Source organism: Sorangium aterium (genome assembly GCF_028368935.1).
GTDB classification, from domain to species: Bacteria; Myxococcota_A; Polyangia; order Polyangiales; family Polyangiaceae; genus Sorangium; species Sorangium atrum.
In genome coordinates this window covers 760,364-782,963 of record NZ_JAQNDK010000005.1, presented here as the reverse complement: position 1 = coordinate 782,963, position 22,600 = coordinate 760,364, and the positions used below count along the sequence as shown (strand labels likewise).

Sequence of the window (22,600 nt, the reverse complement as noted above, 5' to 3'; positions counted from 1 at the left end):
GGGAGGCCCGGCGGCGAGCCCCTCTCCTGCCTCGCTCACTGCGGCACGGGGAGCGCCTTCTCGGCCCATTGCGGGATATGGTTGCCCGTCGGATGGGCCATGTCGTCGTTCTGCCGGGGCATCCACACCGGCGCGAAGCTCGGGTCGCCGCCCTGCGCCCCTCCCGGCGAGAGCGTCACGGCCGCGAACCAGAGCTGCGGCGTGGTCGTGCCGTCGCTCGACCCGGCGAGGCGCAGGCCGTAGGGGCGCCGCGACGAGAACGCGACCCAGTAAAGGTTCTTGCCACGGTAGGTGTCGTGGCTCGGCCCGAAGCGCGGCCACGAGTTCGCCCAGGTGTCATCGCCGTTCGCCCGGGCGAGATCGACGGGCGCGCCCCCCTCGACCGGGATGATCTGGAGCCGCGCGGAGTTGTCGTCATAGGTGTCGCACGGGTCGTTGCCGTAAGGCCCGTTGCCGGGCGGCCCGTCGCAACGCGACGTGTTGAACACAACGAAGGCGCCGTCGTCCGAGATGGCGGGATAGTAATGGCTCCTGTCCTGCGCGCGCGGCACGAGGGCCCGCGGCGCCTCGAACGCGCCCGCCCCGTCCGAGCGCGCGATCAGGATCTGCGCGCCCCGGACCGTGTCGCCGTAAAGCTCGTCGCCCGCGCCGTTCTCCCCCGGCTGCCACGCGACGAAGGCGAGGTGCTTGCCGTCCGGCGACCAGAACGGCTGCGTCAGCCGCTCGCCCTCGTCGATCGTCGGCGCGAACAGATCGCCGAGCGCCTCGAGCGTCTCGTCCGCGCGGCGGAGCGTCAGCGCGCCGCGGAAGGCGTTGACCATGAGCTCGCCGTCCGGCGAGAACGTGGTCATCGTGGCGAATCCGGCGGCGTCGGTGTTGCGGAGGGCGATGATGTCCGCGGTCGCGACGTCCACCAGCGCGAACGAGGACGGGCCGCTGCCGCCGAAGGTGAGCGCCATCTTGTCGCCGGCCTGCGCGAGGGCGTGGCAGCCCATGCAGGGCATCTCCTGCCCGTTCGCCAGCGGCGGCGACTGCTCGTTCTCCCAGAACAGCTCGGGCGGGCTCGCCGCGTCGTCGAGATCGTAGCGGTAGATGGCGGCCGACTGGAGCGTGGTCCCGTCGGTGCGCCAGTAGTACAGGCCGCCGGAGAGCGCCGCGCTCGCCCACCGGACGTCGATGGCCGCGCTCTCCCCGAGCTCGGCCCCGTCCTCGGCCGCGAGGCGGACGCGCGTCTCCATCACCTCGCCCTCGCTCGTGCGCACGAGCATCGGGACCACCTCCGCGGGGAGCGCCATCGCGCACCCGCCTTCGTCCGGCAGCGGCTCGCAGGCGCCGACCAACCTCAGATCGATGAGATCACCCACCATCTCGATCCGGCCGACGCGCTGCCCGGCGCTGCCCTTGCGCACGTGGACCTCGACCTCGCCGATGTTCGACGGGAAGAGCGCGCCGTCGAGGGGATAGGCGATCGCGGGGGCGCTCGCCGCCTCGGGCGCGCCGTCGAGCGCGGCGCTCGCGCCGGGGGGAGCTCCGGGCAGCGCGATGGTGCCGGCGAGCTTGACGGTGACGTCGGCGCTCGCCGTGAGGGGCCCGTCGGCGGCGATCACCCGGACGCGGCCGGGCGAGGCGGTCGTGAGCTCGCCGGCGTCCACGCGGGCGAAGAGGTCGCTGGTCCCCCAGCTGACCTGCGCCGTGACGTCGCGCTCGGAGCCGTCCTGGAAGCGGCCGATCGCCGCGAGCTGCACGACGGCGGACTCGCCGTAGGCGAGCGCGACCGAGGCGGCGCCCGGCTCGACGCGCAGCGAGACGAGCCCCTCCACGGCGCCGCTGCCCGAGGAGCCGCCGCCGCCCTGCGCCCCGCCCGAGGGCGCGCCGGCGCCGTCGCCCGAGGAGCACGCCGCCGCGGAGGCCGCGATCGCCGTCGCCAGGGCGAGGAGGAGCGCCCCTCGATTCACCGTGCGCGGGCCCGCCCCCGCCGAGAACACGCGTGGCCTCATGATCTGACCTCCAGGTCGAGCTCCGAACAGGCAGGGTACCATGCCGATCTGGCGGCCGGCTCGCCGGGCCTTCAAGCACGAACGGTTGGAAGAGGGCCCGGAGCCCTTTTCGTCCACATCGCACGGAGCATCGCGGCACGAGGCGCACGCCGTATCCCGACGCGGGTTCGCGCTGTCGCCCGCCGCCCGCCGCCGCCGCCCGACGCCCGGCGCCCGATGCGCGGCGCGCGGTCATGAACAGGCAGACGCGGCCAGCCTGGGGGAATACCTTGCGTACCCCGTCGCCGGCCGGTAGCTTCCGGAGCGCCTCAAGGCTCGTTCGTCCTCGACCTCTGATCCGGCCGCCTGCTGCAACGTGGTTGCCTCGTCCGAACGTGGGGTGACGGCCGGTCGTCGGGGAGCGTTTTCGCGTGCGGCCCGCGGCACGATCCGGGCCGTCCGCGAGGGAAGCGGGGATCGTGCAACGGGATTGGCGGCAGACATGAGCAAGCGGCTTTATGTGGGGAACCTGGCGTTCCATTCGACGGAAGACAGCCTGCGCACCGCGTTCGAAGGGGCCGGCGTCGAGGTGCTCTCGATTCAGTTGATGACGGACCGCATGACCGGGCAGTCGCGCGGGTTCGGGTTCGTCGAGGTGAGCGATGCCCAGGCGCAGGCGGCCATCAATGCGCTGCACGGCAAGGACCTCGACGGCCGTACCCTGACGGTCAACGAGGCGCGTGAGCGCACCGGCGGCCCCGGCGGCGGCGGCGGCGGCGGCGGTGGCTTCCGCGGGGGTGGTGGCGGCGGCGGCCGTGGAGGCGGCGGCGGCGGGCGCGGCGGTGGCCGCGGCGGCGGCGGCGGGCGCGACCGCTGGTAGCGCTGCAAGGTCGACCCCGGCGGCGCGGTCAGCGCCGCGCGGGGCTCCTCGCCGCCTCGACGGCGGACGCCGGGGCGCGGAGCGCAGGGGAATCCCCCAGCAAATAAAGCAAGAAACGCCAGCGCGAAGGCGCGGCGCCCCGCGCAGGAGCCCGGCCATCCGTGGCCGGACTCCTGGCGGGTGGGACTAGCTGGAGCGCTTCGCCCCGGCGCGGCGGAACGGCGCGCGGCCGGCGAAGACCTGGCCGTCGCCGAGCGCGTAGGAGATCCGGAGTAGCTGGTTGTACTTCGCGACGCGATCCGAGCGCGACGCGGAGCCGGTCTTGATCTGGCCCGCGTTCGTCGCGACCGCGAGGTCGGCGATGAACGTGTCCTCGGTCTCGCCCGAGCGGTGGGAGATGATCGACCGGTAGCCGCCCTCGGCCGCCTGGCGGATGCAGTCGAGGGTCTCGGTGACGGTGCCGATCTGGTTCAGCTTGATGAGGATGGCGTTGGCGAGGCCGTCCTCGATGCCCTTCGCGAGCCGCGCAGGGTTCGTCACGAAGAGGTCGTCGCCGACGAGCTGGACCTTCTTGCCGAGGCGCTCGGTGAGCAGGCGCCAGCCCTTCTCGTCGTTCTCGGCGACGCCATCCTCGATGGACACGATCGGGAACGCCTTCGCGAGCTCGTCGTAGATGGCGACGATCTCCTCGCGGGTCTTCGACTGCTTGTCGAAGGTGTAGCGCTCGGTCTTCGCGTCGTAGAACTCGCTGAGCGCCGAGTCGAGCGCGACGCCGACGTCCTCGCCCGGGCGGTGGCCGGCGGCCTCGATGGCGCGCACGACGTACTCGAGCGCCGCCCGGTTCGACGGGAGGCGCGGGGCGAAGCCGCCCTCGTCGCCGACGGCCGTGACCATGCCGTCCTTCTTGAGCAGGCCCTTCAGCGTGTGGAAGATCTCGGCGCCCGTGCGCAGCGCCTCGGCGAACGACTCGGCGCCGTAGGGGACGATCATGAACTCCTGGATCTCGAGGCCGTTGTCGGCGTGCACGCCGCCGTTCAGGATGTTCATGAGCGGCGTCGGGAGGACGCGCGCCGCGGCGCCGCCGAGGTAGCGCCAGAGCGGCAGGTCGACCGTGTCCGCGGCGGCGCGGGCGGCGGCCATCGAGACGGCGAGGATGGCGTTGGCGCCGAGCTTCGACTTGTTGGGGGAGCCGTCGGCCTGGATGAGCACCTTGTCGAGCTCGGCCTGGTCGAGCGCATCCATCCCGAGGACGGCCGGACCGAGGACGGTCTCGATGTTCTTCACCGCGGTGAGGACGCCCTTGCCGAGGAAGCGCTTCTTGTCGCCGTCCCTGAGTTCGACGGCCTCGTGCTCGCCGGTCGACGCGCCGCTCGGCACGGCCGCGCGGCCCGTGCCGCTCAGCGTGGTGACCTCGGCTTCGACGGTGGGGTTGCCGCGCGAATCGATGACTTCGCGCGCGATGACGCTCTGGATCTCCGACATGACCTCTCCTCAAGGGGGTCGCCTTCGCGCGACCCCGGCTGCTCTCGAAGGGGGCTCGAGAAGCGGGCGGAGCATAGGCACGGCCCTCCCCGGATGTCGACGCTCCGGTGCACCCGCGGCGCACGGCGCGGCCCGGCGCCACCGTCGACGGTGAACGCGCGCCCGGGTCGACGGTCGGTGCGCGCCTGGCGTAAGCTCGGGCCCGCGTGGAAACGTCCATCGGCGTCTTCGGTGAGGAGATGCTCCTCTGGCTCTGCATGCTCCGCCAGTCCCCGCGGCGGCCGCCGGCCGATCACGTGCTGCGACAGGCGAACCTGCTGCTTGAGGAGCTGAAGGGGTCCAGGCTCGCGCAGGAGATGCCGGTCGCGTCGGTCGACGACGGGATGTTCGCGATCGCCGCGTGCGCGGACGAGATCGCGATGTCGCTGCCGGACCTGCGGCCGGTCTGGGCGCAGCGCCCGCTCCAGGCGTCGCGGTGGACGACCAACAACGCGGGCGTCGAGTTCTTCGAGCGGCTGGAGCGCGTCCGGAAGGGCCCGCTCCCGGTGATGGCGACGTACGCGTGCGTGCTCGGGCTCGGCTTCCGCGGCCGCTACGGGCTGCCCGGGCAGAACACCGACGAGCTGCTGCGGATCCGCCGCGATCTGTCGCTCAAGCTCGGCGTTGATCCCGATCGGGACTGGAAGGGCGGGGTGCTCAAGCCGGTGCAGGTCGAGGGCGTCACGGTCCAGCACCTCCCCACCCTGTCGTTCTGGCGCTCCATCCTGGTCGGGCGGGCCCTGGCGTCGCTCGTCGCGATCGCCGGCGCGCTCGCGCTCGCGTGGACGATCGCCCAAAGGGTCCGATGAGCGGCTCCTTCGTTTACGAGCTGGCGAGCGTCCACACGCTCGTCGAGCAGGCGAACCTGGACAGCAGCCAGGGGATCTACGCGGTCCCCTGCTACCTGGTGCTCGGCGAGCCCGGGTCGGGCCGCTCCACGGTGATCCGCTCGATGAACCTGACGTGGCCCGTGAGCGGCGGGCAGCTCCCGATCGGCGTGCCCGGGGCGCGGTGCTCTTACTGGCTGGCGAAGGAGGCGCTCTTCATCGAGCCGGAGGCGTCGGTGCTCGGCCCGCGGCGGGAGCCGGCCGAGCTCTCGCGGCTCTGCGACGAGCTGCGCCGCTCGCGGGAGCGCGAGCCGATCGACGGCATCCTGCTCGTGCTGAGCATCGCGGAGTTCGTCGAGCTCGACGAGCAGGGGCTCGACGCGTACGCGAACCGCATCCGCGCGTACCTCGTCGAGGTCGGCCGCGCGCTGCGCGCCGACGTGCCGACGTACGTGGTGCTGTCGCGCTACGACACGCTCTGGGGCTTCGCCGAGGTGTTCCAGTGGACCGCCGAGCGCGGGCGCGAGGAGCCCTGGGGCTTCACGCTCCCCCTCGAGACGAGCCCGGACAACGCGGGGCCGCGGATCCTCCAGGAGCTCGAGGGGCTCAACGCGCGGCTGGAGTCGACCTGCCTCGCGCGGGTGAGCTCGGAGGACGCGCCCGAGGCGCGGACGCGGGCGTTCCAGCACCTGGCCGAGGTGCGGGCGCTGATGCCGCGGCTGCGGCAGCTCTTCGGGGTGATCGCGATGGCGAACGCGTTCGAGCGGGCGCCGTGGCTCCGCGCGGTGGCGATCGGCAGCGCGATGCCCGGCATGGGGGACCGGCTCCGCGCGGGGGTGACGCGGTTCATGAACATGGGGCTGGCGCAGCCGCCGAGCGTGGCGGTCGCGATGCGGCCCGGGGGGCTGCCGATCCACGCGACCCTGAGGGCCGTCGTGCTGCCGGAGCGGGACATCGTGCCGCTCCGGCAGCGGTGGCGGGACGACCGGTTCACGCTGGTCTGCTTCGTGGGCGGGCTCCTGCTGCTGCTCGCGGCCGGGCTCACCGAGATCATCCTGCGCTACGCGATGTGAGCGGGCGCCGAGGGCGGCCCTGCCGGCCCCGGCCGTCCAGTTGACATGGCAACTCGTGGGCCCAAACGCCTCCGATATGCGGGGCACGTCGGAGGCATGGGATCGACCTGCTGTCCAGCAGGCTCGCTCCGTTGAGCCTGGGCGCGCGCCACACCTCTCGCTGCGGCCGGGCACAGCCCATCTCAAGGGGTATCACGTCACCGCGAAGACCGGCGAGGGCCCGGGCTCCGCCACGTATCGAGCCTATCGGGACGCCGACGGCATCGACGTGGCGATCAAGATGCTGCACACCGATTACGCTCGAGCCGGCGATATCATGCGCGTCAGGCACGCCTACCGCGCGATACGGCAGGTCGACTCGGCGAGGGTCGTCAAGGTGTACGCCGTCGAGGAGCACGAGGACGGCCTGGCGCTCGTCACCGAGTATTTCCCGGGCGCCCCGCTGTCCGCGAGGGCGGCCTGCAGGCTGGGCGTCTGCGCGTCGCTGGACATCTTGATCCCCGTGGCCGAAGCCCTGGCCGACATCCATCGCCATGCCCTCATCCATGGCGACGTGAGGCCTCCGAACATCCTGCTCGGAGAGGACGGTCAGGTGAAGCTCACGGGCTTCGGCGTGGATTCCATCGTGACGCGCGAGAAGGAGGAGATCTATTGCCGCCGCGTCCTCTCGAAGGTGCTCCCCTATACATCGCCGGAGCAGACCGGCCGCATGAACCGCAGCGTGGACTACCGCACCGACATGTACTCGTTCGGCGTCGTCCTCTACGAGATGCTCGCCGGGCAAAGGCCGTTCGAGGCGACAGACCCCCTCGAGCTGATGCACGCGCACATCGCCGTGACGCCCGTCGCCCCCTCGGAGCTCAACCCGGAGGTGCCCGACGCGCTCTCCGCCGTCGCGATGAAGCTCCTCAGCAAGAACGCCGAAGACCGCTACCAGTGCGCCGAGGGGCTGAAGGCCGATCTGGAGGAGATCCGGGCGCGATGGCGGCGCAGCGGCCAGATAGGAGCGTTCAGCCCTGGCCGCCACGACAGGAGAGACCTCTTCCGGCTTCCCCAGAAGCTCTACGGCCGCGAAGGCGACATCCGGAAGCTCGTCGGCGCGTTCGACGACGTGCTGCGGGGCAAGCGGACGATCGTCCTCGTCTCGGGCTATTCGGGCATCGGCAAGTCGTCGCTGGTCCAGGAGATCTTGAAGCCGCTGGTGCGCGAGAAGGGCTATTACATCAGCGGGAAGTACGATCAGTACAACCGCGATGCGCCCTACAGCGCCATCGTCCACGCGTTCGACACGCTCATCAAGCAGCTCCTCTCCGAGAGCGAGGAGCGGATCCTACGGTGGCGGGACGCCATCCTGTGCGCCCTCGGGGCCAATGGACAGGTGATCTGCGACGTGCTCCCGTCGCTCAAGCACATCATCGGCGAGCAGCCGCCCGTCCCCGCGCTCGGGCCGGTCGAGGCCCAGAACCGCTTCATCCTCTACTTCCACAACTTCGTGTCCGTCTTCGCCCGGCACGCCCACCCGCTGGCCATCTTCCTCGACGATCTCCAGTGGGTGGACTCGGCCAGCCTGAGCCTGCTCACGAGCGTCCTCGCGAGGGACGACGTCGAGTCGCTCTTCTTCTGCGGCGCTTACCGCGACAACGAGGTGAGCCCGACCCACCCCTTCCTCGTCGCCCTGGAGCAGCTCACGAAGGGCGGCCTCGAGGCGCGCGGCATCATCCTCGCGCCCCTCGGCCTCAGGCACCTGACCGAGCTCATCAACGACAGCCTGCAGATCGGCGGCGGCGAGGCGCTCGCGGGCGCGATCCTGAAGAAGACCGGGGGGAACCCGTTCTTCGTGAAGCAGTTCATGCGGCACCTCTACGACACGAAGGCGCTCGTCTTCGACCCTGCGGCGGGCTGGGGCTGGGACCTCTGGCAGATCGAGCGGCTGGAGTGCACCGATAACGTCCTGAGCCTCATGGCGGAGACCATCCGGCGCCTGCCGCAAGCGACGCAGCGGGTGCTCCGGCTGGCCTCGGCGATCGGCAACACGTTCGAGATGGACGTCCTGAACACCGTCAGCGAGCGGCCCCCCGACGAGACGTACGCGAGCCTCGACGACGCCCTCGCCGAGGGCCTGATCGTGAGCGCGGACGAGCAGGTTCGATTCGCGCACGACAAGATCCAGGAGGCCGCATACTCGCTGATCCCGGAGAGAGACAGGCCGGCGTTCCACTACCGGATCGGGAAGCTCCTGCTCGGCAAGCCGCGCTCCGACGACCGGCGCGATCTGTTCGACGTCGTCAATCACCTGAACAGCGCCGGTGATCTGATCCGCGCGCCGGACGAGCGCATGGAATCGGCCAGGCTCAACCTAGAGGCCGCCGGGCGCGCCCAGGAGTCGGCGGCCTTCACCGCGGCCCTCAGGTACCTGGAACATGGCATATCCATGCTGCCCGGAGACGCGTGGGCCTCCAGCTACGAGCTGGCCTTCACCTACCACACGAAGAAGGGGCTCCTGGAGTCGCTCTGCGGACGCCACGACGACGCGCTCTCCACCCTCGCGGGGAGCTTCGATAGAGCGGTGGGGCGCCTCCACAAGACGGAGGTGCGCCGCCTGAAGATGAACGTGGAGATCCTGAAGAACGATCTGCCCGCCGCCATGGAAGAGGGCCTCGCCGCGCTCCGGGCGTACGACATCGACCTGCCGCCCTATCCGGGCGACGACGCGCTCATGACCGAGATGGAGCGGACGATCGCGATGATCGGCGACCGCCCGATCGCGTCGCTGGTCGATCTGCCCGCGCTCGACGATCCCGAGATCGCCGCCCTGCAGGACGTGCTCCAGGAGATGTTCTCGCCGACCTACCAGCTGGGCACGAACAACTTCGGCATCACGGTGATGAAGGCGCTCCAGAACTCGCTGAGACATGGCATCTCGAGGAACTCGATCTACGCCTACGTGAACTTCGGGACGCTCCTGTGCGCCAGGCGCGACATCGAGAAGGGGTACGAGTTCGGGCGGGCGGCCGTCCGCCTGAACGAGCGCCACCCGGACGTGAAGTCCGAGTCCATGCTGTGCAACATGTGGGGGGCGTGGGTCCAGCACTGGATGGATACCTACGAGAGCTCGAAGGCGTCCCTGCGCAAGGGCGTCCACGCCGGCGTGGAGACGGGGCAGTACATCTGGGCCTTCTACAACGCGTGCAACGCGAGCATGAACGGGCTCCTCCGGGGGGAGCACCTCCACGACGTCATCGAGGAGGCGAGGCTGTATCTGCCGCTCTGCAGGCTCGACAAGTTCAACGCGATCACGTGGATCGTCGGGGCCGTCGGGCAGCTCTGCGAACACCTGAGCACGCAGGACGAGGGCGACTGGAGGCGCGGGGCGTGGGTCGACATCGCCGCGGTCACCGAGGACGCCCGCAGCATCGACAACCGGGCGTCGCTCTACTTCGTGAACGTCTTCGAGGTCCTCGCCGGCGTGTTCCAGGGCGCGTACGAGGAGGTGGCCGAGAGGTGGGGCTCCACCGACCCGGGCAGCCTCGGCATGCTCGCCGCGTGGCACGCGAGCCCCTGTTATCACTTCTACGGCGGGCTGGCCTTCTCGCGGGCCGCGGGCGCCGCCGCCCCCGCGCGCAGGGCGGCGCACCTCGCGAGGCTCGGGGAGTGCGCGCGCAAGGTGGAGTCGTGGGCAGCGCTCGGCCCGGAGAGCCACGGCCACCGCAGCTTGATCCTGAAGGCCGAGGTCGCCCGGAGCGAGCGGCGAGACGGCGCGGGCGCCCTCTACGATCAGGGGATCGCGGCCGCGCGGGAGGGTCATTTCCTGCACGACGAGGCGCTGGCCAACGAGCTCTGCGCTCGACATTACCTCGACCTGGGCAGGGCCTTCATCGCGCGCGCCTACATGACCGAGGCGCACAGGCTCTATGGGCGCTGGGGCGCCGTGCGGCCGATGCTGCGCCTCGAGAGGGACTTTCCGCACGCGCTCGGGCCGGAGGCGCTGCGCAGGCGGACCGACCTCGCGCGGGACGGGTACGCCGACGTCCGCGCCGCCGCCGTGGGTCACGGCGCGCGCCCGGGGCTCGACTTCATGGCCATGCTCAGGGCCTCGCAGGCGGTCTCTGGCGAGCTGAACCTCGACCGGGTGATCGAGGCCCTTCTGACGATCGCGGTCGAGCACGCGGGCGCCGAGCGGGGGCTGCTGATCCGCGCGTCCAGCGCCTCGCGCGCCGCGCACACGGCGCACGTCATCGAGGCCGAGGTCGTCACCCGGCACGGCCGGGTCGAGGTCACCCTTCGCCAGGCGCCCGTCACCTCGAGCGATCTCCCCACCGCCATCCTCCAGTACGTGGTCCGCACGCGAGAGCGCGTGATCCTGGACGACGCCGCCGTGCCTAACCTGTACTCGGAAGACGCCTACGTGCGCGGGCGGCGCCCCCGCTCCGTGCTCTGCCTCCCCCTGGTGAAGCAGGGCGCGCTGGTCGGCGTGCTCTATCTGGAGAACAACCTGACCCCGCGGGCCTTCACCGCGGATCGGGTCGAGGTGCTGGAGCTCCTGGCCTCCCAGTCCGCCATCTCGCTGGAGAACGCGCGCCTCTACACCCAGCTTCAGCAGGAGAACGGCGAGCGCAGGCGGGCGGAGCTGGCGCTGAGGGAGAGAGAGGCGCGCATCCGGCGCCTCGTGGACTCCAACATCATCGGGATCGCCGTCTGGGACGTCGACGGCAGGGTCATCGACGCGAACGACGCGCTCCTCTGCATGCTCGGCTACAACCGTGAAGACCTGACCTCGGGGAATATCCGCTGGGCAGATCTCACGCCGCAGGAGTTCAAGGAGATCACCCAGCTGGCGCTCGAACAGATCCGCACGACGGGTGAGTTCGGGCCGCAAGAGAAGGAATTTTTCCGAAAGGACGGCGGCCGCGTCCCGGTGGTGATCGGCGGCGCGCGGTTCGAGGGATCCGAGAGCCAGGGGGTGGCGTTCTGCCTCGACGTGACCGAGCGCAAGCAGGCGGAGGAACGCCAGAAGCTCCTGATGAACGAGCTGAACCATCGGGTGAAGAACACGCTGGCGATCGTGCAGGCGATCGCCGTGCAGACGCTCCGCATGGCGGACTCGCCCAAGGCCTTCACGGACGCCTTCCTGGCCCGGTTGCTCGCCCTGTCCCAGACCCACAACCTCCTGAACCAGACAGCGTGGCAGGGCGCCGACCTCCACGACGTCATCCGCGCCGAGCTGGCGCCGCGCGCCCATGGCGACGCCGATCGGGTCCGCCTGGCCGGCCAGGACGTCCACCTCCGCCCGGAGGCGGCGGTGACGCTCGGCATGGTCTTTCACGAGCTGGCGAGCAACGCGGCCAAGTACGGAGCGCTATCGCAGCCGTCCGGCCGCGTCGCGGTCACATGGGACGTGATCACACAGGCGCACGAGCGCCTGCTCCACCTGGAATGGCAGGAGACGGGCGGGCCTCCGGTCCGGCCGCCGCACCGCAAGGGCTTCGGCTCACGCCTGATCGAGCGCGACCTCGGGCGCCAGCTCGCCACGGAGGTGCGCCTCGACTACCTGCCTGGGGGCGTGGTTTGCGTGATGGACCTGCCCCTCGAGCGCGTGGGCGTAGGATGAGCTCGGCCCCTGGAGGCGAACGCGGGCTGGAGGGGCTCCGTGTCCTCATCGTCGAGGACGAGCCCATGATCGCCTCGTCCCTCGAGGACGTCCTGACCGACCTCGGCTGTGTGGTGATCGGCCCGGCGCTGAACATGAAGGACGCGATGCGCCTGGCCCGCGCGGCCGAGATCGACGGGGCGAGCCTCGACGTCAACATCGCCGGCGAGAAGGTCTATCCGGTGGCCGACATCCTGAGCGAGCGAGGCATCCCGTTCGTCTTCCTGACGGGGTATGGCAAAGCTGGGTTGCGCGAGTCCGATCTCAGCCGTCCGGTGCTGCAGAAGCCGTGCAGTCTGGAGCGCTTCGAGGAGATCCTGGTGGGGTGGCGGTGAGCGATTTTACCGGGCTCCCGGGCGCAGCGGCGCGGCGTCGACAGGCCACGTCATCCACGTTGGTTCACGCTCGCGACACGGCACTACACTTGCAGGTCACATGTGCGAATGCTCGAAAGGAGGTTCTTATGGCGGAACAGCAGCGTCAGCCGACAGGCCAGGACGTGTCCGTGAGCAAGTCGCAGCAAGGCAAGCCCGGCAGCCAGGCGACGGGTCAGCCCCCTTCCCAGGGCGGTCAATCGACCGGGATGCAGCGTCAGCAGGGCGGCGGCCAGATGGGGCGGTACGGCGCGGCGGGCGGCGTCTTCAACCCGTTCGCGATGATGAGCCGGATGATGGAGGACATGGATCGCATGTTCGACGACTTCGGCTTCGGAGGGTTGCTCTCGCCGTTCAGGCAGGGCCGCGCGATGGGTGAGCCGGGTGGCGGCCGGGGTCTCTCGTCCCTCGGGGGCGGCCTCTGGTCGCCGCGCATCGAGCTCAGCGAGCGCAACGGTCAGCTCGTCGTCAAGGCCGATCTCCCCGGCGTGACGAAGGACGACATCCGGGTGGAGCTCCGGGAGGACACCTTGGTCATCGAGGGTGAGCGGCGGCAGGAGCAGCAGGAGCAGCGCGAGGGGATGAGCTACACCGAGCGCAGCTATGGGTCGTTCACGCGCGCCATCCCGCTGCCCCAGGGCGTGCAGGCCGACGACGTGGACGCGAGGTTCGAGAACGGCGTCCTCGAGGTCTGTCTGAAGCTGCCGCAGCAGCAGCAGCGCAGCCGCTCGGTCGAGATCAAGAGCGGCGGGCCCTCGCAGGGGACGAGCGCTGGCGGCGGCCAGATGCCCGAGAAGAACCGGCCCAGCTAGCCGATCGCGACGTGGGTCCCACCGGGGCGACGGTGCGCCGTCGCCCCGGTGTCGCCTGGCGGAGGGGTCGGTCGTCAACCGAGCGCGACTCGCAGGCGCGCGATGCCAAGGCGCGTCGCGCGGCGTGCCGCCTCAGGGCGCCGCCGCCTCGCGCCCTCCGAGGATCGCGAGCTCGGTCTCGATCCACCGGTCGAGCTCGCCCTGGAGGCTGAACAGCGCCAGATCGAACTCCCGCCCGTTGATGACGATGAACGGCGTCCCCGAGAGCCCTGCGCGGTCGGCCTCGGCCCTGTCGCGCGCGACCACCCGGGCGGCGGGCTCGCCCGCCATGTCGGCGCGGAACCGGGCCATGTCGAGGCCGACCTTCTGCGCGTAGCCGAGCAGGTCCTTCTCCTCGAGCCGCTGCTGGTTCTCGAACAGGAGGCGCTCCATCGGCCAGTAGCGGCCCTGGCGGTGCGCCGCGATGGCCGCGCGCGCCGCGGCGTCGGCGTGCGGGTGCGATCGCAGCGGATACACCTTGTGGATCAGCCTGACGTAGGACGCGTGGCGCTCGACGACCTCGTCGATGAGCGGGACCGCGCGCCCGCAGGAAGGACACTCGAAGTCCGACCACACGACGATCTGGATCGACGCGCGCTCCGGCCCGCGAGAGGGCGAGTCGGCGAGGTCGATCCGCTTCACGTTCGGACCGAACCTCACGCCGTACGCGGCCTGCGCCTCCGCGCCGCTCGCGCCGCCGCGGATCTTGTCGGCGAGGAGCTGCGCGGCGGGCGCGCAGGCCGCGCAGGAGCGCGACTCGCGGACGCACTGCGCGAGCGACACCGCCTGATCGGGGCACGGCGCGTAGAGCTGCGAGACGAGCTGCCACCAGGTATCGCGCTCGCGGCGGACGAGCTCGGCCGTGTCGACGCCGGGCAGCTCCTCCGGCGCGCCACCGCGCGCGTCGAGCGGCGCGGCGCCCGGGGGCCCGGGGAGCGGGACCTCGGGGGAATCGGCGAACTGGGGTTCCTGCCGCTCCGCGCCGCCGCAACCCGCGAGCGCGGCGAGCGCGGCGAGCACGAGCCGTCGTCGCGCACCTGATCTCGGAATGAACACGCGCGGATGCTACACCCGCGCCGCGGCCCGGCCAGGCCGAACCGCGGCCCGAGGCGCGCGGCCGGCGTCGCGGCCCCTCAGAAGGCGCCGCTGAGGCCGAAGGTGGTGCCGCCGGGCGCGAGGGCGACGTGCGGCGCGAGCCGGAGCCGGAGCGGGCGAAGGCGGATGTACTCGTAGCTCTCGGCCGTCGGAGGCTCCTCGTATTCAAGGAGCGTGACGTCGAGGATGTTCGCCGTGAGCGCTCCGAGGACGCCGCCGAAGACGATGCCAGTGAACTCGCCCCCTCTGCTGGGGGAAGCGCTGCCGACGAGCTGGCCGACAAGGCCGCCGCCGAACGTGCAGCCGACGTTGAGGCCGAGGCTGGCAAAGCCCTTGACGAGGTGGCCGTTGGCCCAGTGGGTGATCGGACCGCCGAGCACGAACGGGCCGGCGGTCATCCAGGCGAACACCTCGTTCTCCGTGGCGACAGCGAGGGGTCCGAACGCGATGGTCCCGCTGAGCACGAGGAGGTGCTGCCAGCCATACCAGACGCGCTCCTGCTCGCGCCGGTCGCGCCAGGGAGAGCTCCCGGGCTGCCAGGGACCCGGGCTCACCGTCCACCTCAGGGGCGCCTGGGGATCTCCGGGCGGCGCAACCCCCGCAACCCCGGCCGGTGGCGCGTCACGGTCGCCCGGAGCCGGCGACGGCAGGAGGGGCGCTGCCGCCGCGTCGCCCGGAGCCGGCGCAGGCGGCGCGACGGCCGACCCGCTCGGCGGCGCAGGCGCAGGGAAGACCTCGGACGCGGCCTGCATGGCGCTCGCCGGCGCCGCCGTGACCACCACGGCTGCGGCACAACCGATCCACAGCCCGCCGCGAAGCATGCCTGTCATCCTGCGATCCTCTCTTCCTTCTTTCCGCGCTCAGAACCTCTTTACTTCGTTTCGCTCGGCCGCCGCGTGCAAATCCGGCCCCGCATTCCTGCGAGCGGCGATGGACGGCTGCTCCGCCGGCGGCGCGCGCCGAACGCCCGCGGACCGGCCATGGGCGCAGAGGCGGGAGCGCGCGGGACGCCGCCCGTACAGCCATGCTCCGTCCGGTCGACGATGGGCCCGCGACAACTTGCCGCATATTCCGCGCGCACCAGCCGTGCCACATGTCGTGCGCCGGGCAGCCTGCAGGCGCGCCCTGCGCGTTTCTTCGGAGGCACGACGAGCACCATGACCCAATCGCCGAGATCCACCTTGCTTGCGCTGGCGCTCGCCAGCTTCGCCGCCTTTGCTCCGGCCTGCGGCGACGATGACGGCGTGACGCCGATCGGGACCGGCGGCGCAGGCGGCGATCCCCCCGCCGGGACCGGCGGCGCAGGCGGCGAGGAGCCCGCCGGGACCGGCGGCGCAGGCGCGACGGGCGCGGGTGGCCAGCCCGTGGGCGACGAGGACAGCGACCACGACAGGGACGGCCTCACCCCGCGCGCAGGCGACTGCGACGACTTCAACAACACCGTCCACCCCGGCGCCGAGGAGCGGAATTTCGATAACATCGACTCGGACTGCGATGGGTCCGACGCGCCGGGCAAGACCCTGGTGTGGAGCGCTGGCGAGGATCCCGCTCAGCCCGATCTGGTGGACGCGCTGGCCCTCATGGACGCCGACGGCGACGGCCAGATCTCCTTCGAGGAGTTCTCCGCGGCGTGCGCCGAGTCCGCCATGCTGGCCGGCACCGCGCGCCCCGGCGTGGTCCAGGTCCACGCGTCCTGCTCCGGCAACAACAGCTGTCGCGGCATGGTCTATCAAAGCTGGAACGAGCTCTACGAGCACTCGTGTCGCGCCGTGAACGGCTGCGAGGGCTGGAGCTGCGTGGAGACCGCCGAGGACCAGGATCGAGACGGCCCCGCGGCGTTCAAGGCCGCGACATGCGACCATTGCCACAGCGCCGCGGCGGGTAAGTTCTCGGTGAAGGTGCCGCCAGGCGAGGACGTGAGCGCCTTCCTCGCCGACTTCTGGGAGCGCCGCTCCGATCCGTACCTGCAAGCGATCATCGCGTTCGGGATCGACGGCGCCACGCCCGAGGGCACCGCCTACGCGAACATGCCCGGCTCCTATCATGTGCTCTCGCGCTCCGAGATGGACCGGCTGATCGCCTATCTCCGCACCCTGACGCCGGAGGGCGACAACTTCGAGCAGGTGCCGACGCCAGACCCGATCGACCCGGGCAACTGACCCTCCGACCGATGAGCGCGCCCCGAGACACAAGCGACGATCGGGCGCCCGGTGCGCGGTCCATCCCGCGCGACGCGCTCGGCCTCGGGCTGCGCCCGCCGCACCACGAGGCGATCGAGCGGACCAGGCCCGAGCTCGGCTTCTTCGAGATCATCGCGGAGAACTACCTCGGCGCGTCTCCCCTGCCCCGGGAGCGGCTCCGGCGCATCGCCGAGCGCACCCCGATCGTCGCCCACGGCGTCTCCGTCAACCTGCTGGGCGAGGCCCCCCTCGATCGCGACTACCTGTCTCGGCTCAGGGATCTGATCCAGGAGCTCCGCATTCCCTACTTCACGGATCACCTCTGCTGGACGGCGTTCGAGGGGGTGACGCACCACGACCTCTTGCCGGCGCCCTACGATCCGGAGCTCATCCCCTACGCCGCGGGCCGGGCGTTCGAGGTCCAGGAGGCGCTCGGCGTCCCGTTCGGGATCGAGAACCTGTCTTCCTATGTCGCCTGGGAGCGCGACGCGCTGCCCGAGTGGGAGTTCTACCGCCGCGTGGTGGAGGAGTCCGGCTGCTGGGCCATGCTGGATCTCAACAACGTGTTCGTCTCCAGCGAGAATCACGGGTTCGATCCGCGCGCGTACCTCGACAGCGTTCCCTGGCGCCGGGTCTTGCAGGTCCACCTGGCTGGCCACCAGACATTGCCCTCCGGCTTGCGGCACGACACGCACGATCGCCCGGTGTGCGACGAGGTATGGTCTCTTTACGAAGAGGCGTGGCGCCGGGGCGGTCCCTTCCCGACGCTCCTCGAGTGGGACGCGGAGATCCCGCCCTTGCACGTGGCGCTCGCGGAGCTCGGCAAGGCGCGGCGGGTGCGGCCTTCATGAGCCCGAGAGGCGGGGCTCCTCCGGGCTGGCTGCGAGAGCTCCAGCGCGACTTCACCGCCGTCCTCCGCGCGCCGCTCGACTCGAGCGCGGGCCGGTTCCGGGAGCTGCAGGAGCGGTATCCCGCGGGGCTCGTGGCGCAGGTGAAGGGCGGCCCCGGGGGCCTCGCGCCGGCGGAGCGGCTCGCGGTCTATCACCGCCAGTACTGGATGCGCCTGTTCACCGGCCTGCAGACGAGCTTCCCGCGCGTGTCGCGGGCGCTCGGATTCTGGCACTTCAATCACCTGGCCGCGCTGCACTTCGAGGCGTGCCCGCCCCGCCACTTCGACATCGACGAGAGCACGCGCGGGTTCGCCGAGCGGCTCCGCAGCGCGCTGCGCGGCCCTGACGGCGCGCGTCGCGGTCGACAGCCGGGGCGCCCGGCGCGCGGGCACGACGACGCGTGGCGCCGGCGGATCGAGCTCTCCAGGGCGCCGCTCGCGATGATCCGCCAGGCGCTGCGCATGGACGAGGCGGAGCGGCGCGCCTACGAGTCGCCGTTCGAGGGCCTCTGGCGGCCGACGCCGGAGGAGCTCGCCACGCTGGCCGAAGCGCGGCTGCGCTTCGCTGTGTCGTTCTCGTTGACCCACGAGGACTGGGACCTCGCGCGCTTCTCGCGGCTCGCGGGGGGCGACCTGGACGAGGGCCCCCTGGACGCGAGGCGTCGCCACGCGTCGACCCGCGCGTGGGTCTTCGCCCGGAGCGCCGCCGGCACGACCACGACCTCGGTGGATCCGCTGTTCGCCCGCCTGCTCGAGCGCTGCCGGGAGCTGCCGTTCGGGCAGGCCCTTGCCGCCGTCGAGCAGGGCTGCACGGCGACTGAAGCGGCGCAGCTGCAGGCAAACCTGCAGGGCTGGATCGCGCTCGCCCTCTCGAGCGGCTGGTGGACGGGCATCGACAGCGCCGAGCCACGCGCGCAGGGCTAGCCGCCGTCCGTCTTCTTCAGCTCGCCTTTGAACCGCCACTCCACCGCCGCCTTCACGGCCAGCGTGATCACCGACACGCCGGCGAGGAGGCTGGCGACGGCGAACGCGGGCACGACGCGGACCATGTTGGCGTAGTAGACGCGCTCCACGTGCAGCGGCAGCGTCACCTGATCGGACGAGCCCGCCGAGACCACGTACACGGCGCCGAACTCGCCCATCGCCCTGGCGGTGCACAGGATGACGCCGTAGAGGAGGCCCCAGCGGATGTTGGGCAGCGTGACGCGCCAGAAGATCTGCCATCCGTTCGCGCCGAGGACGCGGGCGACCTGCTCCTCCTCGGTCCCCTGGGCCTGCATCAGCGGGATGAGCTCTCGGGCGACGAACGGGAACGTGATGAACACCGTGGCGAGCACGATGCCGGGAAGGGCGAAGATGACCCGGGTGGAGACCTCGAAGCTCGTGAACCCGAGGCTCACCGCATAGGTCCTGTTCACGAACGCGCCGAAGAACCCGTTCGCCCCGAAGAGCAGGACGAAGCACAGGCCGGCGACCACCGGAGAGGTCGAGAACGGCAGATCGATCAGCGTGACGAGCAGGCTCCTGCCCCGGAACTCGAACTTGGCGATGGCCCACGCCGCCGCGACGCCGAAGAGCGTGTTGAGCGGCACCGCGATGGCCGTGGTGAAGAGCGTGAGCTTCACCGCGTGGAACGTCGCGCGGTCGAAGACCGCCTGTCCGTAGGCCCTCAGCCCCTCGCTGAAGGCGTGCCAGAACACCACCCCCAGCGGGAGGACGAGGAACACGGCGACGAGCGCCACGCACAGGCCGATCAGCAGCCGGCGCGCGCCGCTCTCGGCGGAGACCGCATTGCCTGCACGGGAGCGCGCGGTGAGCATCTCGTGCCTCGGGTCCGCCGGCCGCGGGCGGTCAGCCCGCCGCCCTGCCCGCGTGGACGCGCGCGGCGGCGCGCTGGAGCAGGTTGATCGCGAGCAGGAGCGCGAAGGACGCCGCGAGGAGCAGGACCGCGACCGCCGTCGCGTCGGCGTAGGTGCCAGTCTCGTTCACCTCGATCATCTTGATGATCACCTGGGACGCGATCTCGGTGTCCGGCCGATTGCCCGAGATGAAGATCACCGACCCGTACTCGCCGAGGCCGCGCGCGAGCGCCAGCGCGAACCCCGTGAGGAGCGCCGGCGCGAGCTCGGGCAAGACGACGGCGCGGAAGATCTGGAACCGGCCGGCGCCGAGCGTCGCCGCCGCCTCCTCGACGTCCCGGCTCAGGTCCTCGATCACGGGCTGCACCGTGCGCACGACGAACGGCAGCCCGACGAAGGCCATCGCGATCACCACCCCGAGCGGCGCCAGGGAGATCCTGTCGTACACCGTCCACTCGATCGGCGACTCGCGCCATCCCCCGTGCGCGAACCCCCGCCACGAGGGCCACGGATACCGGAAACCCAGGCCGGAGAGCCACCCGCCGAGCAAACCGCTCTCGGCGTACAGCGTGGAGAGCGCGATGCCGGCCACGGCCGTGGGCAGCGCGAAGGGCAGGTCGATCACCGCGTCGATCACGCGCGCGAACGGGAACGTGTACCGGCCGAGCACCCACGCGATGAGCAGGCCGACGACGACGTTGAGGAGCGCGGCGACGAGCGAGGCGCCCAGCGTGAACCGCACGGCCGCGGTGACCCAGCCGCTCGTGATCACCCCGAAGAACCGCTCCCACCCGAGCTCCGCCGTCTTCAAGAACAGCGCGGAGAGCGGCAAGAGGACCACGAGGCTCAGGTAGAGCACCGTGACGCCCAGCGAGAGCGAGAGCCCAGGGAGCACGCGCGCGCGGCGCGACATCACTTCTTCCGCATCTTGTCGAGCTCGGCCCCCTGGCTGAAGTGGACGTTCATCACGGTCGGCCAGTCGCTGAATTCGTCCTTGAACCGGAACAGCGAGAGCGGCTTGAGGCGCTCCGCGTGCTTCTTCGCGATCGCCTCGCTGTACGGGCGGTTGTAGCGCTTCGCGATGAGCTCCTGGCCCTCGTCGGAGAAGTGGAACTGGACGTACGCCTCGGCGACGTCCTTGACGCCGTGCCGCTCGGCGACCTTGTCGACGACCGCGAGGGGGACCTCGATCGTGATCGAGTCCGAGGGGACGACGACCTCGAACTGGTCGGCCGTGGCCGGATCGGCCGCGATCTGGAGGATCTCGTTCTCCCAGCCGAAGAGGACGTCGCCCGTGTGCTGTACGATGAAGCGGGTCGACGAGCCGCGCATGGCCGGGTCGAGGATGGCGTCGTCATAGACCTTCGCCGTGAACTCGCGCGCCGCGGCCTCCGCGTCCGTCCGGCCCTCGGCCTTCGCCTTGCGCGCGGCGTGCGCCCACGTCGACAGGTAGATCCACCGCGCCCCGCCGCCGGTCTTCGGATCCGGGCACAGCGCCACGACCTCGGGTCGCGCGAGGTCCTCCCAGCCCTTCACCTGCTTGGGGTTGCCCTTGCGGACAAGGAAGATGACGGCGGACGTGTACGGCACCGAGCCGTTCGGCAGGCGCTCCCGCCAGGTCGCTGGGAGCAGGCCCGCCTTGGCGATGGTGTCGATGTCGAAGTCGACCGACAGGGCGGCGACGTCCGTCTCCTTGCCGGCCGCGATGTCGCGCGCCTGCTTGCCCGACGGGCCGTGATCGGTCTCCACGTCGACGTCCCTGCCGGTCTTTTGCTTGTACCACCGCTCGAACGCCGGGTTGAGCTCCTGGTAGAGCTCGCGGGTGGGGTCATAGGACGCGACCGAGAGCTTCGCGACCCGGCCTTCCGCGCTCGCGTCGGGCGCGGCCGCCGTCGTCTTCTCCTCGCATCCGGCGACGGCCAGGAGCAGGGCGCCCAGCGCGAGCGCGGAGCGGAGCAGGGCTGTCTTCATCGATCGTCGCCTCCGTGGGGGAGAAGGGCGGCCACTCTACCGCCGAACAAGGCGCTTGTCGCGACGAGAGCGCCCGGATCGCATCATCTATCCGATCTCGATCCAGCCCCGGAGCCTCATGGTTCGCAGCAGGACGACGAAGTCGTCCTCGGTGAGCGCTTCGCCGGCGGCCGTGCCGAGAGCGGCCAGGACCTCGCGAGCGGCCCGCTTGCCGTCGATGGACGACAGGAGCTTGTGCAGGAAAGCGCTCAACGGGCCCGGGATCGGCGTCGCTCTGCTGTTCGCGGAGGTCAGCTCCACACGAGGCCTCGGGCCCCCGGAGCCGAAGGACCACCCCTCGAGCAGCTGGATGCGGCGGCCCGCGATGAACCGCGGGATCATGTCCAGGATCGCGCTCCCGCGCCGGGCAGCGTGATCCACGAAGGCGCGTGCGACGGGATCGGGCTCGAGGTCTCCGCGCTTCCGGGCGGCGAAGAAGATGGTGGAGTGAACCAACCCAGGGAGCCACTCGTCGAGCGCAGAAAGGTCGTGGAACATGGCTCTCCTCCGGCGTATCTCCAGCGCGTCGAACGCGAGATCATCGAGGAAGGCCGGCATGTCGTCGCTCCTCAGGGGCCCGGCCGCCGGTGGGTCCGAGGAGCGGCGGAAGGGCAAGCCGAGATTGAGCCATACGCCCCCGGGGGACAGGACCCGGTTGATCTCCTGCGCGATGAACGTCGGCGCCCCGGCGATGTCCAGCAGGTACTGGGTCACGACGAGCGATACCGATCCGGGAGCGAAGGGCAGCGCGGCGGCGTCCGCCACGATGAAGCCTGCCCCTCTGGGAGGCGTCGCCGGCCCCCGCATCGAGACCTGGCGCCAGCGCGCCTCCGGGATCTGCAGCGAGATCGCGCCGCCCCGCACCAGGTGGTCGGCGAGCAGCAGCTGCGGCAGCGAGACGTCGAGCCCGAGGCTCGTGGGGAAGGCCGTCGCCAGGCTCGCGACGAGCCCTCCAGCGCCGCAGCCGAGCACGGCCGCGACGCCCCGATCGGGGCAATGCCGCAGAACCGCGTCGAGGAAGAACGCGCGGTCGGCGCGGAATTCCTCGGTGTCGGCCCAGTCGATGTACAGGTATGGCAGCCTCGTTTCCCAGCCGGCCATCTGCGACGTCATGAAGTCGCTCATGCCGACAGGGCGCTGAGGGAGCCCCGCCGCTTGCGCGAGCGCGGGCTCCAGGACGCGCTTCAGCGCCTCGCGGTTCCCCGGCTGCGCCGCGTCGGGCTCGGGCAGCGAGGCGAGCTGCGTCTGCAGCGCGTCAATCCACACGTGCGGCTTGAACGTCAGGATGGGAACGCTGAGGATGGAGGGGGCCTCCGTCCCGCATACGACACAGGCATCAGGCCGCGCGGGGCCGAAGGCTCGGCCGCAGCACACGCAGCACCATGAGACATCGCCGCTTCCCATGTCGATGCTCCTTG

At 71.1% G+C, this 22,600-nt stretch carries 17 protein-coding genes; 9 read left to right on the top strand and 8 right to left on the bottom strand.

Annotation, left to right across the window (positions count from 1 at the left end):
- Positions 1-35: 35 nt before the first annotated feature.
- Entirely contained in the window at positions 36-1,997 is a 1,962-nt protein-coding gene (locus POL72_RS41240) for a hypothetical protein (RefSeq protein WP_272102344.1), read from the bottom strand.
- Positions 1,998-2,478: 481 nt separating this feature from the next.
- Here POL72_RS41240 and POL72_RS41235 point away from each other — a divergent pair, with 481 nt between their 5' ends.
- Entirely contained in the window at positions 2,479-2,856 is a 378-nt protein-coding gene (locus POL72_RS41235) for an RNA recognition motif domain-containing protein (RefSeq protein WP_272102343.1), read from the top strand.
- Positions 2,857-3,042: 186 nt separating this feature from the next.
- On the opposite strand, the gene eno is transcribed toward POL72_RS41235, so the two are convergent.
- Positions 3,043-4,338 carry a phosphopyruvate hydratase gene (gene eno / locus POL72_RS41230; protein ID WP_272102342.1) on the bottom strand — a complete coding sequence of 432 codons (1,296 nt, stop codon included), beginning with the start codon at positions 4,336-4,338 and terminating at the stop codon, positions 3,043-3,045.
- A gap of 206 nt (positions 4,339-4,544) precedes the next feature.
- Between eno and POL72_RS41225 the strand changes: the two genes are divergently transcribed.
- The 5 genes from POL72_RS41225 to POL72_RS41205 all read left to right on the top strand — a co-directional run bounded on the left by POL72_RS41225 (position 4,545) and on the right by POL72_RS41205 (position 13,110).
- Positions 4,545-5,186, top strand: coding sequence for a DotU family type IV/VI secretion system protein (locus tag POL72_RS41225; RefSeq protein ID WP_272102341.1), 642 nt, complete (start codon positions 4,545-4,547; stop codon positions 5,184-5,186).
- The gene (locus POL72_RS41220) at positions 5,183-6,277 is read left to right on the top strand and encodes a type VI secretion system protein (RefSeq protein ID WP_272102340.1); all 1,095 of its coding nucleotides are present in this window, start codon (positions 5,183-5,185) and stop codon (positions 6,275-6,277) included. Before POL72_RS41225 ends, POL72_RS41220 begins: the two co-directional genes overlap by 4 nt.
- Positions 6,278-6,353: 76 nt before the next feature.
- Complete coding sequence (locus POL72_RS41215) at positions 6,354-11,885, top strand: AAA family ATPase (protein WP_272102339.1); 5,532 nt, start codon at positions 6,354-6,356, stop codon at positions 11,883-11,885.
- A 65-nt stretch (positions 11,886-11,950) separates the two neighbouring features.
- Positions 11,951-12,259, top strand: coding sequence for a response regulator (locus POL72_RS41210; protein WP_272102338.1), 309 nt, complete (start codon positions 11,951-11,953; stop codon positions 12,257-12,259).
- Positions 12,260-12,387: 128 nt separating this feature from the next.
- The gene (locus POL72_RS41205) at positions 12,388-13,110 is read left to right on the top strand and encodes an Hsp20/alpha crystallin family protein (protein ID WP_272102337.1); all 723 of its coding nucleotides are present in this window, start codon (positions 12,388-12,390) and stop codon (positions 13,108-13,110) included.
- 132 nt (positions 13,111-13,242) lie between these two features.
- On the opposite strand, the gene POL72_RS41200 is transcribed toward POL72_RS41205, so the two are convergent.
- Positions 13,243-14,205 (bottom strand): DsbA family protein, encoded by a 963-nt coding sequence (locus POL72_RS41200; RefSeq protein ID WP_272102336.1) that lies wholly within the window; start codon positions 14,203-14,205, stop codon positions 13,243-13,245.
- Between the two features lie 77 nt (positions 14,206-14,282).
- Positions 14,283-15,074, bottom strand: coding sequence for a hypothetical protein (locus POL72_RS41195; protein ID WP_272102335.1), 792 nt, complete (start codon positions 15,072-15,074; stop codon positions 14,283-14,285).
- 327 nt (positions 15,075-15,401) lie between these two features.
- On the opposite strand from POL72_RS41195, the gene POL72_RS41190 reads away from it, so the two are divergent.
- Genes POL72_RS41190 through POL72_RS41180 form a run of 3 tightly spaced genes read left to right on the top strand, consistent with a single transcriptional unit; the run spans position 15,402 to position 18,237 of the window.
- A complete protein-coding gene (locus tag POL72_RS41190; protein ID WP_272102334.1) occupies positions 15,402-16,403 on the top strand; it encodes a MopE-related protein in 1,002 nt (333 codons plus the stop codon).
- Between the two features lie 11 nt (positions 16,404-16,414).
- Complete coding sequence (locus POL72_RS41185) at positions 16,415-17,275, top strand: MbnB/TglH/ChrH family RiPP precursor modification enzyme (RefSeq protein WP_272102333.1); 861 nt, start codon at positions 16,415-16,417, stop codon at positions 17,273-17,275.
- The gene (locus tag POL72_RS41180; protein WP_272102332.1) at positions 17,272-18,237 is read left to right on the top strand and encodes an HvfC/BufC N-terminal domain-containing protein; all 966 of its coding nucleotides are present in this window, start codon (positions 17,272-17,274) and stop codon (positions 18,235-18,237) included. Before POL72_RS41185 ends, POL72_RS41180 begins: the two co-directional genes overlap by 4 nt.
- Here POL72_RS41180 and cysW read toward each other — a convergent pair.
- The 4 genes from cysW to POL72_RS41160 form a co-directional block, all read right to left on the bottom strand.
- Positions 18,234-19,133 (bottom strand): sulfate ABC transporter permease subunit CysW, encoded by a 900-nt coding sequence (gene cysW, locus POL72_RS41175; RefSeq protein WP_272102331.1) that lies wholly within the window; start codon positions 19,131-19,133, stop codon positions 18,234-18,236. The genes POL72_RS41180 and cysW overlap by 4 nt on opposite strands.
- Before the next feature lie 31 nt (positions 19,134-19,164).
- Positions 19,165-20,085, bottom strand: a complete 921-nt coding sequence (locus POL72_RS41170; protein WP_272102330.1) for an ABC transporter permease subunit — start codon at positions 20,083-20,085, stop codon at positions 19,165-19,167.
- Positions 20,085-21,143, bottom strand: coding sequence for a sulfate ABC transporter substrate-binding protein (locus tag POL72_RS41165; protein ID WP_272102329.1), 1,059 nt, complete (start codon positions 21,141-21,143; stop codon positions 20,085-20,087). The genes POL72_RS41170 and POL72_RS41165 overlap by 1 nt, the downstream gene beginning before the upstream one ends.
- Positions 21,144-21,230: 87 nt before the next feature.
- Positions 21,231-22,448: a methyltransferase domain-containing protein gene (locus POL72_RS41160; protein ID WP_272102328.1), complete on the bottom strand. Its 1,218-nt coding sequence runs from the start codon at positions 22,446-22,448 to the stop codon at positions 21,231-21,233.
- Positions 22,449-22,600 lie beyond the last annotated feature (152 nt).